This is a genomic window from uncultured Brevundimonas sp. (assembly GCF_963975535.1).
Classification (GTDB): Bacteria; Pseudomonadota; Alphaproteobacteria; order Caulobacterales; family Caulobacteraceae; genus Brevundimonas.
The window spans coordinates 84,255-97,852 of record NZ_CAXBHE010000004.1; the positions used below are offsets into that span (position 1 = coordinate 84,255).

Genomic DNA, 13,598 nt, shown 5'->3' on the forward strand with positions numbered 1-13,598 from the left:
GGAATGCCCATGACAACGCCCCAAGATACCTGGACCGTCGCCGGTCGCACCTTTTCGTCGCGCCTGATCGTCGGTACCGGCAAATATGCCGACTACGCCCAGAACGCCGCCGCGGCCGAGGCCGCCGGGGCCGAGATCGTCACGGTCGCCCTGCGCCGGGTCAATCTGTCGGACCCGTCCCAGCCGATGCTGGTCGATCATGTGAAGCCGGACCGGTTCACCTACCTGCCCAATACGGCGGGCTGTTTCACCGGTGAGGACGCGGTGCGGACCCTGCGACTGGCGCGTGAGGCCGGGGGTTGGGATCTGGTCAAGCTGGAGGTGCTGTCAGACACCCCGCACCTGTACCCGGACATGGTCGAGACGCTGCGGGCGCTGGACATGCTGGTCAAGGACGGCTTCGACGTCATGGTCTACTGCACCGACGACGTGGTGATGGCCAGACGGCTGGAGGAGGCCGGGGCCGCCGCCATCATGCCGGCCGCCGCCCCGATCGGCTCCGGCCTGGGCATCCAGAACCGGGTCAATATCCGGCTGATCGTCGAACAGGCCACGGTTCCGGTGCTGGTCGATGCGGGGGTCGGCACCGCGTCGGACGCCACCATCGCCATGGAGCTGGGCTGCGACGCCGTGCTGATGAACACGGCGATTGCGGGCGCGCGCGATCCGATCGGCATGGCCCGGGCCATGAAACACGCGGTCATCGCCGGCCGGGAGGCCTATCTGGCCGGGCGCATGGCCAAACGGATGTATGCCGATCCGTCGTCGCCGCTGGCCGGCCTGATCTAGGGGCGGCCGGGCCGGCAAGCGCTTGGTATACCGGCGGTCGCGGTCCATGGTCGACTCAACAGGGAGACGAACCATGCGACCAATCCTTCTGTCGGGGGTGGCGCTGGCCGCCATCATGGTCGGTCCGGCGGCGGTGGCCGACGCCACGGCGGACCGGGCGGTCCGCGACCTGATCGAAAACCCCTCGATCTGCGGTGACGCCAATCGTCCCTATGACGTTCAGGTCGGGACGCCGGTGGCCGAAATGGTCATGGTGCCCGGGATCGGGTCCAGCCATATGGCGGTGGATGCCACCCCGGAGGCCCAGGCCTGGTTCGACTATGGGGTCCAGCTGCGCTGGGCCTTCCAGCACACGGAATCGGTACGGGCCTTCCAGAAGGCGCGCCTGCTCGACCCCGCCTGCGGCATGTGCGCCTGGGGCGAGGCCTGGGCCATGGGTCCCAATCTCAACGGTGGTGGCCGGGCCGATTCGGTCGATCCGGCGGCCCTGAAGATCGCCCGCGACGCCCGCCGGCTGGCCCGCGACGCCTCGGTGCAACAGCGACGGATGATCGATGGCCTGATTCAGCGCTATTCGGGTCGCAAGGGTAGCCGCAGCGACCGGTTCGCGCGGGTGATGGACCGGCAGGCCCGGGACAATCCCGAGGACATCACCCTGGCCGCTCTCGCGGCTGACGCCTGGATGATCAACGCCGAGGACTGGTGGAACAAGGACGGCACGCCCAAGGACCCCGGTATTGCCCGCGCCATGACCATTCTGGAATCGGCGCTGGCCAGGGCCCCGGATGATCCCGGGGCCATCCATCTGTATATCCACCTGACCGAATGGTCGGCCGATCCGCACAAGGCCATCCCCTATGGCGAGCGGCTGGCCGCTCTGGCACCGGGAGCCAGCCATCTGGTGCATATGCCGTCGCACACCTTCTTCCGGGTCGGTCGCTATCGCGACGCCATGATGTCCAACGTCGCCGCAGTGGCCCTGGATCGCCGGTACGACGGTCTGGCCCGCCCGCCCGGCGGCGTGAACGGCATGCCGCTGCACGGCCACAACATCCATTTCGGCATGGGCGGTGCGCTGATGGCGGGCGGGTCGCAGGAGGGGCTGAAGCTGGCCGACTGGTTCCTGACCGTGTTTTCCGACATTCCGGCCGACAATCTCTGGCGTCAGATCACCGCCAATGACGCCTATGCCCTGTATGGACGGTTCGGGTCCCCCGCCCAGGTCGAGGCGCTGAAGGAACCTTCCGCGGCCAATCCGTTGCAGCGCGTCAGTTGGCGCTACGGCCGGGGTGAGGCCGCCAGCCGGCGGGGCGATGCGGCCGCCGTACGCGCCGAAGCCGCAGCGATCCGGGCGATTCGCGAAGCGCCGGGGTTCGCCACGGGGCCCATGGCTGAGGCGCGAGCGAGTTTCACCGAACTGTTCCAGCGGGTGCTCGAGGGGCGCGCCGCGATGATCGAAGGCAATGCCGAGGCCGCCATCGTGGCCTTTGGCCGGGCCGCGGCCCTGCAGGCCGAGGACGGTGATGAGGGCGGCGATCCGCCGGCGATCTGGTATCCGACCCGTCGCAGTCTGGCCGCCGCCATGCTGGCCGGCGGTGACGCGACCGGAGCCAAGGCCAAGGTCGAGGAGTTGCTCAGGGACTGGCCCAATGATCCCTACAGCTATTTCGTGCTGTCCCGGGCCGAGGCGGCATTGGGTCATGACGCGGCGGCGGCCGAAGCCCTGCGTCGCTCGGGTGCGGAATGGCTGGGCGGTGAAATGAGCCTCGAGCAAGCCTGACCGGAGGCGAAGCCGCCCGGTTGGTCGACTCGGGTGATTCCTGTATCCGGATTGAATGCTCCAGACTGCACCTGTGACCGGGCTGAAACTGATCGGCTCGGCCGCACCGGGCTTCTATTCGGATCTGTTCGACCGCCTCTTGCCGGTCACCCGCAGCATCACCGGCCCGGGCCTGCGCGAGAGTCTCGACATCTTCGGCGAATACATGCCGCTGCGTCGGGACCGGGTCGTCAGCGGCACGGCGGTGTTCGACTGGACCGTGCCGCCGGAATGGGCCCTGACCCGCGCGATCCTGACCGGACCGGACGGGGAGGTCATCGCCGACAGCGACCGCTCGAATCTGCAGGTGGTCAACTATGCCATGCCGGTCGACGTCGACCTGGCGCTGGAAGACCTGCAGCCGCATCTGCACTCGATTCCGGATCAGCCGGACCTGATCCCCTATGTCACCGCCTACTATCGCGACAGCTGGGGCTTCTGCCTGACACACACGGCGCGACAGGCCCTGAAACCGGGTCGCTATCGTGCCGTCATCCAGAGCCGGAAATACGACGGCGGGGTCGATTTCGCCGACTGTCACCTGCCCGGCGACCTCGACCGCGAGATCATGCTCAGCAGCTATCTGTGCCATCCCAGCCTGGCCAACAACGAACTGTCCGGGCCGTTGGTGCTGCTCGGGCTGTTTGACCGGATCTCGCGCTGGAAGCGGCGGCGGTTCAGCTACCGGTTCGTCCTCGCTCCGGAGACCATCGGCAGCCTCTGCTATCTGTTCCGGCACGGCGACCAGCTGAGAGCCAATCTCGCGGCGGGTCTGGTCCTGACCTGTCTGGGCGGTCCGGCTGACATTTTGAGTTACAAGACCAGTCGCCGCGGGACCTCGACGCTCGACGCTCTGGTGGCCCGGCTCGGCGCGGACGAGGGCTTTGCTGTGCGGCCCTTCACCCCCATCAGCGGATCAGACGAGCGCCAGTACTGCTCGCCGGGCTTCAACCTGCCGATGGGCCAGATGGGGCGAACCCTGTATGGCGACTATCCCGGTTATCACACCTCGGGCGACGACAAGGCCTTTATGGGCATTGACCCCCTGGTCGATGCGGTCGACCGGATCGAGGCCCTGTTGCGCCGGCACGAATACGCCGGGGTGTTCGTCAACCAGGCCCCGTATGGCGAGGCCCAGCTGGGTCGGCGCGGGCTGTATCCGTCGGTCAACAGCCCGACCACCTGGGCGAACTCGTCCGACAGGGTGGTCGACAGCCGCACCGTGCTGAACCGGATCCTGACCGTGCTCAGCGAATGTGACGGTGAGCAGCGGATGCTCGACATCGCCGCGCGGCTGGACTGCAGCCTCGACGAGCTGATGCCGGTGGTCGACCGGCTGGAGGCTGAAGGTCTGCTGAAGGCGGCGGGGCGATGAGCGTCGTCGCCGTCACCGGCGATCACCCGCGCCACGTCTATCTGGTGCAGCAGCTGGCCCGGGCCGGTCTGCTGTCCGGCTGGATCGTCGAGCGACGAGAAGCCCATGTGCCCACGCCGGGCGACGACGTTCCCGCGGCCTTGCGTGATCTGTTCCATCAGCATTTCCGGCGTCGCGAGGCGGCGGAGCACAGGGCTTTCGGTGGGCCGTCCGCAGACGACGTGGCGGCGGACCGACTGACCGTCGACCTGCCGGAGTTGAACGGTGAGCAGGTGCGTGCCTTTCTGGCAGAGAGGGCCCCGTCCCACGTCCTGTCCTACGGCTGCCACAGGCTGGATGAGTCCGTTCTGCGAAGTGTCCCGGCACGGTTCTGGAATACCCACGGCGGCCTGTCGCCCTGGTATCGCGGCGTTCACACCCATTTCTGGCCATCGTACATGCTGGAGCCCCAGATGACCGGCATGACCCTGCATGAGACCACGGCCGCCATCGACGGCGGAGCGATCATTCACCAGAGCGGCGTCACCCTGACCCGTGGGGATGGCCTGCATGACCTGGCCTGTCGCGCGGTCGCCACCTACGCGCTGGAACTGCCTGTGGTCATGGCCCGTGCCCTCGCGGGCGATGTGACAGGGGTGACCCAGAAGACCACGGGGCGGATCTGGACGGCAGCGATGTGGCGCGCCGAGCATCTGGTGCCGGTCTATCAGCACTACGGGGACCGGATCGTGGACCTCTGTCTTGACGGCGAGATCGCGGGTCGCGTCCCAACCCTGATCCGGCCGCTGGCTGAACCCCGGCCGGGGCAGGGGATACCGCGCGTGTCCTAGCCGCCCTTGGCCTCGGTGATCAGCCGGGCCAGATCGGCGGGGTTGTTGGTGGCGGTCACCTTGCCGTTGATGAAGAAGGTCGGCGTGCCCTCCAGGCCCATGCTTGCGGCACCGGTGTGGATTTCGGCCAGCAGGCGCGAGGTGTCGGCGGTGGCCATCGCTGCCCGCGCCTTCGGCAGGTCGACGCCATTGGCCTCGAGGATCCGGTCAATGCCGTCGACGGACAGGGCCGACTGGGCCATCAGGGCCTGGTGGACCGCCAGATATTTACCCTGGGCGTGCGCCGCCAGCGCCGCGCGCGCCGCATATTGGGACGTGACGTCTTCGCCCTGGTCCAGCACCGGCCACTCGCGGAAGACGAACCGCACGTCAGGATTGGCCCGCATGATTTCCAGATACTGCGGGGCGGCCATCTTGCAGTAGGGGCAGCGGTAATCGAAGAATTCCGTGACGGTGACCCGGGCGTCGACCGGACCGAAGGTCGGTTCGCCGGCCGCCGGCGCAAGGGCTTCCGGGTTGCGGGCCACGACGGCATTGATCCCGGACGTCCGGTCGGCGCGAGCGGCGGCGTCGCGCGCCTGAACCACCTCATCGAGTACCTGCGGATTGGCCAGAAGATAGCTGCGCACCCGCCCGCCGAAATCTCCGCCGTTCAGATAGGGCGCGCCGGCCAGGCCCAAGGCCACCAGCGCGACTGCCAGGGCAGCCATGCTGATCCGGGGACCACTGAACCCGTTGCGGACGGTCGAGGTCGGGGGCAGGGGCGCGGGCGCGTCGTCGGTCATGCGGGGTCCTGGATCGGAAAAAAATCAGCCGGCGTCGGCGGGGATGACGCGGACAGGCCGGTCACGGCGATAGCGTTCGTCAGCGGCGTCGACGTCCTCCTGGGTCGCGCCGGAGGCGAAGACAATGTCCATGGCCCGGACCCACTCGGTCGAGCCGCGAGGCAGCATGTCCCGGGCGCGAAGGGCGAACTGGGTGGCCTGGTCCTGGCGGCCCTGGGCGAAATAGAATTCGGCGGACGCCAGCCGGGCCTCGCCCTCCTTGCCCTGGCTGGAATAGGCTTGTGACAGCAGGCGCCAGGCCAGGGTGTTGTCCTTCTCGAGAACCGTGGCCCGCTTGAGCTCGCTGACCGCCTGATCCAGCCGGCTCGTATCGCTGGTCTCGATCAGGGCATGGGCCAGATTGATTCGCAGCAGGGGGGCCTCGGGCATCAGCTCGACCGAACGCTGGTGGGCCTCGATGGCCTCAACCGGTCGGGACTCCTCAAACAGGATCTGACCCTTCAGTTCCCAGAAATACGGGTTGTCCGGCTGTTCCGCGAGAAAGCCGTCGACGGCGGTCAGGGCACGGTTGGTCTGGCCGTCGCGGTACCAGGCGATGGCCCGGGCATAGCGACCGGGAAGCGAGGTGTCGGTCGACGGATAGGTCCGTAGGGTCTGGTTGGGCGGATCCATGAAGGCGCGGATCTTGGCCTGGATCAGCGCGTGTTGGGCGATGCGTTCCGGGCTTTCGACATGACCGTAATGCGGGGCCTCGCTGACCAGACGACGCAGGTTCTCGATCCGGGCCGAGGACAGGGGGTGGCTGCGGAAGAACGGATAGCGCCGGGCGTCCGAGAACACTTCCTGAGAGCGGAAATTTTCGAAGAACTCGACCAGGCCGCGCCCGGATTCCCCGGCCGCCTCCAGCGCCCGCGCGGCCGAATTGTCGGCCTCGCCTTCCTGCTGGGAAATGTATCTCAGACTGCCCAGGGCCCCGAAATAGGAGCTCGAGCCCAGCAGGGCGGCCCCCGCCGTCGGCGAGCCAGCGGCGATGGCCAGGGCTCCCAGGGCCATGCTCATGATCATCGGCTGCATGCCCGCGTCCCGGGCCCCGTCCCTGAGGGTGTGACGATTCTTGATGTGCCCTGCCTCGTGGGCGATCACGCCCAGCAGTTCATTGGCATTGCGGGTCCTGAGGATCAGGCCGGTGTTGACGCCCAGCACCCGGCCCGGTGTGGCAAAGGCGTTCAGATCATTGTCGCCGACCAGCAGGATTTCGACCTCGGACGGCTCGAGACCGATGGCCGTGAACACCGGATCGGACCACTCGCGGATGATACCCTCGATCTCGGTATCGCGGATGGCGCTCTGGGCGGCCGCCGGCCCGGCCGTCGCGACCGTCAGGGTGACGGCGGTCGCAGCGGCCAGGAACCGGGAAACAATTCGGGGAAGCCAGGTCAAGGTGCACTCCTAACGACTGACGCCCCCGTCTTCGTCCGCCTCAATCTAGCGCCGTCCGGTCAGCGACGCCACCACCCGCGCTTGGCCTTGGCGGGCGGGGCGACGATCTGGCTCGGATCGTCCTCGATGATCGCGGCGATATCGACCGGGGATACCTCGGCGGCAACCGGTTTCGGCGCGGGTTCCGGCTCGACCTCGGGCGCGGCCGCGGCGGCTTCGACCGGGGCGACGTCCAGATGCGCGGCGACCCCGGCCGGTTCGACCTCATTGGGCTCGACGACGGGTTCGTCGGTCGAGACCGTGGTCGAGGTCTTGCGGCGGACACGACGGCGCTTCGGCTCGGCCAGGATGACCGGAGCCTCATCCGTGGCGACGGTGGCCATCGGCGTTTCGGCCGAGCCCTCAGGGGGCATGCCCTCGCCGGTCGCGCGGGCCTCGACCTTCACCTCCCGGGTGTCGTCAGTGGCAGCACCGCGGTCGCGACCCCGACCCCGACCGCGACGCCGGCGCGAACGGCCGCCTTCGCGTTCGCCGGCTTCGTTTTCCGGGAGACCGCCCTGTTCACCTGCGGCGTCACGCGCCGGGCGGGCGGTCGCGGGGGTCTCGTCTTCGCGCTCGGCGCGCGGTGCCGGATTGATCGGATCGAACCAGACATAGGGGTCGTCCAGCGAGGGCGTGCGCCCGCGAACCCAGGTGAAGCCGTCCCGGTCGCCTTCCTCGCGGACACGGCGTCCGCCACGGCGACCCCGGCGACGGCGACGTGCGCCTTCGCTGTCATCGTCCTCGGCACCGGCGGCCGCGGGCTCTTCACCCTCGACGCCTTCGGCCGGGGCGGATTCCTCGTCGCGACGCCCGCCGCGGCGGCGACGCCGGCCGCGACCCCGACCGGAGTCGCCATCGCCGCGGCCCGTTTCGGCATCGTGCCGTTCTGCGCGGGCGCGCGGGGCGTCGTCATCCGTGTCTTCGGCGGCGAGGGCGTCGTCCTCGAAGATCTCGTCCTCGTCTTCCTCGTCGTCATAGGCGTCGTCGTCGAAGTCGTCGGTCAGGTCGGGCAGAACCACGGCCCCGTCCTCGGGCACGAAGTCCTCGTTGGTCTCGGTGCGTTCGACGGCATGCTCGCCCTGGGCGAGGCTGTCGTCGATCAGTACGACCACGTTGAGGCCGCGCTGTTGCGCGAGGCGCTGCAGATAGTCACGCTTGTGGTTGAGGATATAGAGGGCGACGGCGGTGCAGACGCGCAGGTTGATCGACCCCGCGCCGCCCTTGCCGGCCTCGATGTCGACGGCGCGCAGGATCATCAGCGCGGCCGATTCCGCCGAGCGGATGCGGCCCGAACCCTGGCAGTGGGTGCAGACCTCGGTCGCGCCCTCGATCACGCCGAGGCGACGACGCTGGCGGCTGATCTCCATCAGGCCGAAGCCGGAGATGCGGCCCATCTGGATGCGGGCCCGGTCGTGCGACAGGGCGTCCTTGAGGATCTTCTCGACGGTGCGGTTGTTCTTCGACTCATCCATGTCGATGAAGTCGATGACCACCAGGCCGGCGAGGTCGCGCAGGCGCAGCTGGCGGGCGGCCTCGACGGCGGCCTCGCAGTTGGTCTTGAAGGCGGTCGCCTCGACGTTGCGTTCCTTGGTCGACTTGCCCGAGTTGACGTCGATGGCCACCAGGGCCTCGGTCTGGTTGATGACCAGATAGCCGCCCGACTTGAGCGGCACGACCGGCTGGTGGATCTGCGTCAGCAGTTCCTCGATGCCGTTGGCGGCGAACAGGGGCTTGGAGCCCTGGTACAGGTGAACCTTCTTCGCCTGGGACGGCATCAGCACGCGCATGAAGTCGCGCGCCTCCTTCCAGCCCTCGACGCCCTCGACCTGGATGCCGTCGAAATCCTTGTCGAACATGTCGCGCACGGCGCGGCGGACGAGGTTCTCTTCCTCATAGATGATCGAGGGGGCGTTCGAGCTCAGCGTCGTCTCGCGGATCGTCTCCCACAGGCGCAGCAGGTATTCGTAGTCGCGCTTGATCTCGGCCTTGGTGCGTTTGGCTCCGGCGGTGCGGATGATCAGGCCCATGCCCTTGGGCACGTCCAGGGCCTGGGCCGCGGCCTTCAGGCGCTTGCGGTCGGTGGCCTGGGTGATCTTGCGGGAAATGCCGCCGCCCTTGCCGGTGTTGGGCATCAGCACGCAGTAACGACCGGCCAGCGACAACCAGGTGGTCAGGGCCGCGCCCTTGCCGCCGCGCTCGTCCTTGACGACCTGGACCAGCAGGATCTGGCGGCGCTTGATCACGTCCTGGATCTTGTAGCGACGCATCAGGCGACGCTTCAGCCGCTCCTCGTCGGCCATGCCGCCTTCATGGTCGCCGTCGTCGCTTTCGCGGCCGAGGTCGTCGTGTTCGTCGTCGTCCGTGGCCGCCTCGGCCATGATCGCCTCGCGGTCGGCGACCGGGATTTGATAGTAGTCCGGGTGGATCTCGTTGAAGGCGAGGAAGCCGTGGCGGTTGCCGCCGTACTCGATGAAGGCGGCCTGCAGGCTGGGCTCTACGCGGGTGACCTTGGCGAGGTAGATGTTGCCGCGCAGCTGGCGGCGGGCCTTCGACTCAAAGTCGAATTCCTCAATCTGGCGTCCTTCGACGATCGCAACGCGGGTCTCTTCCGCGTGTGCCGCATCGATAAGCATGGTCTTTGACATGGAAATTCTCTCTTGGGCGCGCTCGGCCGGACCGCGGGACGACAGTCCCGACGGGCAAGGCGGCTCGCCGAATGGAAATGAAGGCGCACGCAGGCGTCATCCCGTCGCCGCGGCCCGAACCAGTGTCGGAGCCGGAGGCGAGGTCTGTCGAATCAGACCGGGTGGGGGCGCAGGCGGAAAAGCCCATGGGGTTCGTCAGGATCCTGGATCCGGACGCGCCGGTTACGGCGGCGTCCCGGGTCCGGTCGTCAAATCGCCAGGCCAGGCCGGAGCGATCCTCGGATAGGTGAAAGTCAGCGCCGCGAGGAGGGCGCGTCCGGACCTGGAGGCCAGGGGACGCGATCATTCGCATGCGCGGCGGACCATACGCACGCCGGACCGGAATGAAAAGCGCCAAGGCCTTAACGGAATCCAAGGGACCCCGGGGGCAGGGTGGTTCCAACCAATAAGGTGGGTAGCCGTCAGAATGAACGGAATGTTGCGATTGGACCTGTCCCGGTGGGGCGTGCGTGAGTGGACGATGACGGCCCTGGCCTTTGTCGTGTTCTGCTTCGGGGTGCTGGCGGCCGGGCGTGGCCTGGCGGCCGGAACCGCCGGGGAGGTGCTGCGTCTGCGCTTCGGCGGTGACGCCGAACGTACCCGGGTGGTGGTCGATCTGGACCGCAACACCCGCGGCAACGTGGTGTCCGGCGGGGCCGACGGCCGCGTGGTTGTGGCCCTGACCGGGGTCGCGCCGCAGGGCCGGATGGGCGGGACCGGCAGCGGTCTGGTCCGGGATTACCGGGTCGCCGCCGTCGGCGGAGCCTCGCGCATCGAGCTGACCCTGGCGACCGGGGCGGAGATCGAGCGCCGCTTCCTGCTGCCGCCGGGCGACGGTGTGCCTCACTATCGCTATGTGATCGACCTGAAGACCACCGGCCGCGCCCTCGCCACCCGCAGCGCCCCGCCGCCGCCGTCGCGCGGACGGGCCTCGAACGAGCGGCCGCTGATCGTGATCGACGCCGGCCACGGCGGCCGCGACCCGGGGGCCCGCGGGGCCCACGCCAACGAGAGCGCCGTGACCCTGGCCGCCGCCCAGGCGCTGAAGGCGGAGCTGGAGCGCACCGGCCGCTATCGCGTGCGCCTGACCCGGGACAGCGACACCTATGTCGGCCTGTACCGCCGGGTCGAGATCGCCCGCTCGTCCGACGCCGACCTGTTCATCAGTCTGCACGCCGACGCCGGGTCCGACCCGGCCACGCGCGGGGCCAGCGTCTATACCCTCTCCGAACAGGGGGCCGGCCGCGCCGTGCGCGAGTTCACCCGCGGCGACAACTGGCACCGCGAGCTGCGCCTGCCGGGCCGTGACCCCTCGGTTGACCGCATCCTGCTGGACATGACCCAGCGCACCACCCAGAACCGCTCGGCCCAGCTGGCCCGGACCCTGCTGGGCGGGCTGGAGGAGGCCGGCCATCCGATGCTGCGCCGCAGCCATCGCGACGCCGGCCTGGCCGTGCTGCTGGCCCCCGATGTGCCGGCCGTGCTGCTGGAGATGGGGTTCATCACCAACCCCGAGGACGAGCAGACCCTGAGCGACGAGCGCGGCCGCCGCCGCCTGATGCGGGCCGTGGCCGACGGCATCGACCGCTATTTCCGCGACCCGACCGGCAATATGCAGATGGCGGCCAACGGCGGGGCGCGGGGTTAGCCCCAGGAAATCAGCTCATACCCCGAGGACCAACCGGGGGAAGGGGGCTCAATCCGGCCCTTCGGCACACTCCGGCGGCGGCACCTTGCCCTGTTCGATCAACGACCGGCGGCCGCGGGCGTATTGCTCGGGCCCGCAGCGATTGCCGCCGTCGGCATAGACCAGCCGCCAGGCCTCTGTATTCACCGCGTTCGTCCAGTCGATCACCGGCTGCATGAGGGCCGTCATCCGCGCATGGGCCCGCTGCTCGGGCGTGGGTGGCGGTCTCATCGCCTTACCGCAGCGCCCCCGGCGGGCGGGCCGGGCTTGCATCCCCGGTCCCCGGACCGGACGGGTATCCCCCCCGCCCCCGACCCCGCTTGTCCGCATCCTGCCGCCAGAGCACGCAAGGCCTCTGCGCCTCACCGTGCGACGGGACAGGGGGAGTCTAGGGCAGGTTGCAGGGGCCGCGGGTTCCGGGGGTTGGGGCGGGGCAGAGAGCGGGAATTTGTCATGCACCAGGCCTTCATCCGCACGGTGCAACGGCATAGGGGCTCCACCTACTCTAGGTTGACAGATTTCGAAAATCTTTGATATTCCAAACCCGAGGGAGAGGACGGTATGAAGCATCTGATTGTGGCGCTCGCAGCGCTGGCCTCCATCGGCATGAGTGGCTGTGTCACCACGTCCAAGTCGAGCCAACAGAACGCCGAGGAGGTCACCCAGCTGTACGAAACGCTCACCCATCGGGTTACCAGCGCCGACGAGGCGGCTGCGGTCGGGCAGGAGCTGACCCGCCACTATCTGGAGGGTGCAGACAGAGCACGGAATTACCGCCGGAACACCAATCTGGTGCTCCTGACCCTGAATACCTACACGCTGGGCGCGCTCGGCCTGGACGCCCATCCTGACAATGCGCTGGTCTCATCGCTGATGGGCAATTTCGTCTCAAGACTGGACGGCGTGAACAATGCGGGGGGGGAACAGGCCTGGCTTGATGCCCTGCTGAAAACCAACTGCATCACCCAGCACCTGGCCCCGGCCTACCGGCTGGAGTCCTATGCCAGGTCGTCCTGGGAAAAGGATACAGAGCTGCTGGCGGCGCACGATGGATTGATGCGGGCCACGGCCAACGGCTTCCTGGCCGCCTACCTTCGCTACCGGTCGGCGAGTGGCCAGCAGACGCTGTCCGTCGAGAGTGCGGAACAGGGCGGAAGCGAGTCGTTGTTCGGCGGCGGTGTTTTTCCGGACGACCAACGGGCCACCATGCTGACGGCGCTGGCGGCCTCAACGACGGGCGTCAACGCCTGCGTCGCAGCATCGTCCTGAGCCGCAGACCATTCTGAGCCCGTGGATCGTGCCTTGCCGGGTGCGGTCATCAGCCTCACCGGACCCTGGAGCGGACGGGGATCCCCCCACTCGCCCTCGACCTCCAAACCCCCTATCTCCGGTCCATGCGTTTACGGGTCGTCGATCTTGAAACCTCCGGCGGGGACCGGACCGCAGAGATTCTCGAGGTCGGGATCGTCGATGTGGTGGCCGAGGGGGCGGGGTGGGTGGCCCGGCCGCCGGTGACCAAATTGTTCCGGCCGCGCGGCGAAATCTCGTTTCATGCGATGGCGGTGCATCATCTGACGCCGGCGCATTTCCGGGACGAAGACCCGCACTGCGACGAATATGCGCTGCGCGAGCTGTTCCTGGGGCAGCCGGCCGATGTGATGGTGGCGCATTCGGCCAAGTTCGAGCGCGGCTTTATCGCCGATACAGCGCATGGCGGCCTGCCGTGGATCTGTACCGTGCGGGCGTCGAAGAACGCCTGGCCCGAGGCCCCGGGGCATTCGAACCAGGTGCTGCGCTACTGGCGGGGGCTGGAGCTGGATCCGGCGCTGGCCAATCCGGCGCACCGGGCCGGGCCGGACGCCTGGGTGACGGCGCATCTGCTGATCGACCTGCTGCGCACGGCGACGGTGGAGCAGATGATCGCCTGGACCAATGAACCGCGCAAACTGGACCGGATTCCGTTCGGCAAACATCGCGGCAAGCCGTGGGCCGAGCCGCCCGAAGACTATCTGCGCTGGATGGCGGGGCACGACGATATGGACGCCGATGTCGTGGCCGCGGCGCGACAGGAGCTGGACCGTCGCGCCGGGGGTGGCAACGGGGCTCTGGCGGTCGGTGGCGACGCGGGCTAAACCCTCCCTTGAGTG

Annotated in this window: 11 protein-coding genes; 7 read left to right on the plus strand and 4 right to left on the minus strand. The window is 68.4% G+C overall.

Annotated features, from left to right (window positions below):
• The first annotated feature begins 3 nt into the window (after positions 1-3).
• From AACZ75_RS06585 to AACZ75_RS06600, 4 genes are all read left to right on the plus strand, one after another.
• Positions 4-789 (plus strand): thiazole synthase, encoded by a 786-nt coding sequence (locus AACZ75_RS06585; RefSeq protein ID WP_339871976.1) that lies wholly within the window; start codon positions 4-6, stop codon positions 787-789.
• Between the two features lie 73 nt (positions 790-862).
• A complete protein-coding gene (locus AACZ75_RS06590) occupies positions 863-2,569 on the plus strand; it encodes a hypothetical protein (protein ID WP_339871977.1) in 1,707 nt (568 codons plus the stop codon).
• Positions 2,570-2,624: 55 nt separating this feature from the next.
• Positions 2,625-3,983: a DUF4910 domain-containing protein gene (locus AACZ75_RS06595; protein WP_339871978.1), complete on the plus strand. Its 1,359-nt coding sequence runs from the start codon at positions 2,625-2,627 to the stop codon at positions 3,981-3,983.
• Positions 3,980-4,813, plus strand: coding sequence for a formyltransferase family protein (locus AACZ75_RS06600; protein ID WP_339871979.1), 834 nt, complete (start codon positions 3,980-3,982; stop codon positions 4,811-4,813). Before AACZ75_RS06595 ends, AACZ75_RS06600 begins: the two co-directional genes overlap by 4 nt.
• Here the strand turns inward: AACZ75_RS06600 and AACZ75_RS06605 are convergent.
• The 3 genes from AACZ75_RS06605 to AACZ75_RS06615 are packed head-to-tail and all read right to left on the minus strand — an operon-like array spanning position 4,810 to position 9,725.
• Positions 4,810-5,598, minus strand: coding sequence for a thioredoxin domain-containing protein (locus AACZ75_RS06605; protein WP_339871980.1), 789 nt, complete (start codon positions 5,596-5,598; stop codon positions 4,810-4,812). The genes AACZ75_RS06600 and AACZ75_RS06605 overlap by 4 nt on opposite strands.
• Before the next feature lie 24 nt (positions 5,599-5,622).
• Positions 5,623-7,038, minus strand: a complete 1,416-nt coding sequence (locus AACZ75_RS06610; protein ID WP_339871981.1) for a M48 family metalloprotease — start codon at positions 7,036-7,038, stop codon at positions 5,623-5,625.
• A gap of 59 nt (positions 7,039-7,097) precedes the next feature.
• A complete protein-coding gene (locus AACZ75_RS06615) occupies positions 7,098-9,725 on the minus strand; it encodes a ribonuclease E/G (RefSeq protein ID WP_339871982.1) in 2,628 nt (875 codons plus the stop codon).
• A gap of 475 nt (positions 9,726-10,200) precedes the next feature.
• On the opposite strand from AACZ75_RS06615, the gene AACZ75_RS06620 reads away from it, so the two are divergent.
• Positions 10,201-11,412 carry an N-acetylmuramoyl-L-alanine amidase gene (locus tag AACZ75_RS06620; RefSeq protein WP_339871983.1) on the plus strand — a complete coding sequence of 404 codons (1,212 nt, stop codon included), beginning with the start codon at positions 10,201-10,203 and terminating at the stop codon, positions 11,410-11,412.
• Between the two features lie 48 nt (positions 11,413-11,460).
• Here AACZ75_RS06620 and AACZ75_RS06625 read toward each other — a convergent pair whose 3' ends face one another.
• Positions 11,461-11,682, minus strand: coding sequence for a hypothetical protein (locus AACZ75_RS06625; protein WP_339871985.1), 222 nt, complete (start codon positions 11,680-11,682; stop codon positions 11,461-11,463).
• Between the two features lie 330 nt (positions 11,683-12,012).
• On the opposite strand from AACZ75_RS06625, the gene AACZ75_RS06630 reads away from it, so the two are divergent.
• Positions 12,013-12,720, plus strand: a complete 708-nt coding sequence (locus AACZ75_RS06630) for a hypothetical protein (protein ID WP_339871986.1) — start codon at positions 12,013-12,015, stop codon at positions 12,718-12,720.
• Between the two features lie 125 nt (positions 12,721-12,845).
• Positions 12,846-13,583 carry a hypothetical protein gene (locus AACZ75_RS06635; RefSeq protein ID WP_339871987.1) on the plus strand — a complete coding sequence of 246 codons (738 nt, stop codon included), beginning with the start codon at positions 12,846-12,848 and terminating at the stop codon, positions 13,581-13,583.
• The last annotated feature ends 15 nt before the right edge of the window (positions 13,584-13,598 follow it).

Bases quoted from the DNA above. Each gene is read 5' to 3' on its own strand.
- AACZ75_RS06585 (WP_339871976.1), top strand. From the start codon at position 4: ATGCCCATGACAACGCCCCAAGATACCTGGACCGTCGCCGGTCGCACC.
- AACZ75_RS06635 (WP_339871987.1), top strand. From the start codon at position 12,846: ATGCGTTTACGGGTCGTCGATCTTGAAACCTCCGGCGGGGACCGGACC.
- AACZ75_RS06590 (WP_339871977.1), top strand. From the start codon at position 863: ATGCGACCAATCCTTCTGTCGGGGGTGGCGCTGGCCGCCATCATGGTC.
- AACZ75_RS06595 (WP_339871978.1), top strand. From the start codon at position 2,625: ATGCTCCAGACTGCACCTGTGACCGGGCTGAAACTGATCGGCTCGGCC.
- AACZ75_RS06630 (WP_339871986.1), top strand. From the start codon at position 12,013: ATGAAGCATCTGATTGTGGCGCTCGCAGCGCTGGCCTCCATCGGCATG.
- AACZ75_RS06620 (WP_339871983.1), top strand. From the start codon at position 10,201: ATGTTGCGATTGGACCTGTCCCGGTGGGGCGTGCGTGAGTGGACGATG.
- AACZ75_RS06625 (WP_339871985.1), bottom strand. From the start codon at position 11,682: ATGAGACCGCCACCCACGCCCGAGCAGCGGGCCCATGCGCGGATGACG.
- AACZ75_RS06600 (WP_339871979.1), top strand. From the start codon at position 3,980: ATGAGCGTCGTCGCCGTCACCGGCGATCACCCGCGCCACGTCTATCTG.
- AACZ75_RS06615 (WP_339871982.1), bottom strand. From the start codon at position 9,725: ATGTCAAAGACCATGCTTATCGATGCGGCACACGCGGAAGAGACCCGC.
- AACZ75_RS06605 (WP_339871980.1), bottom strand. From the start codon at position 5,598: ATGACCGACGACGCGCCCGCGCCCCTGCCCCCGACCTCGACCGTCCGC.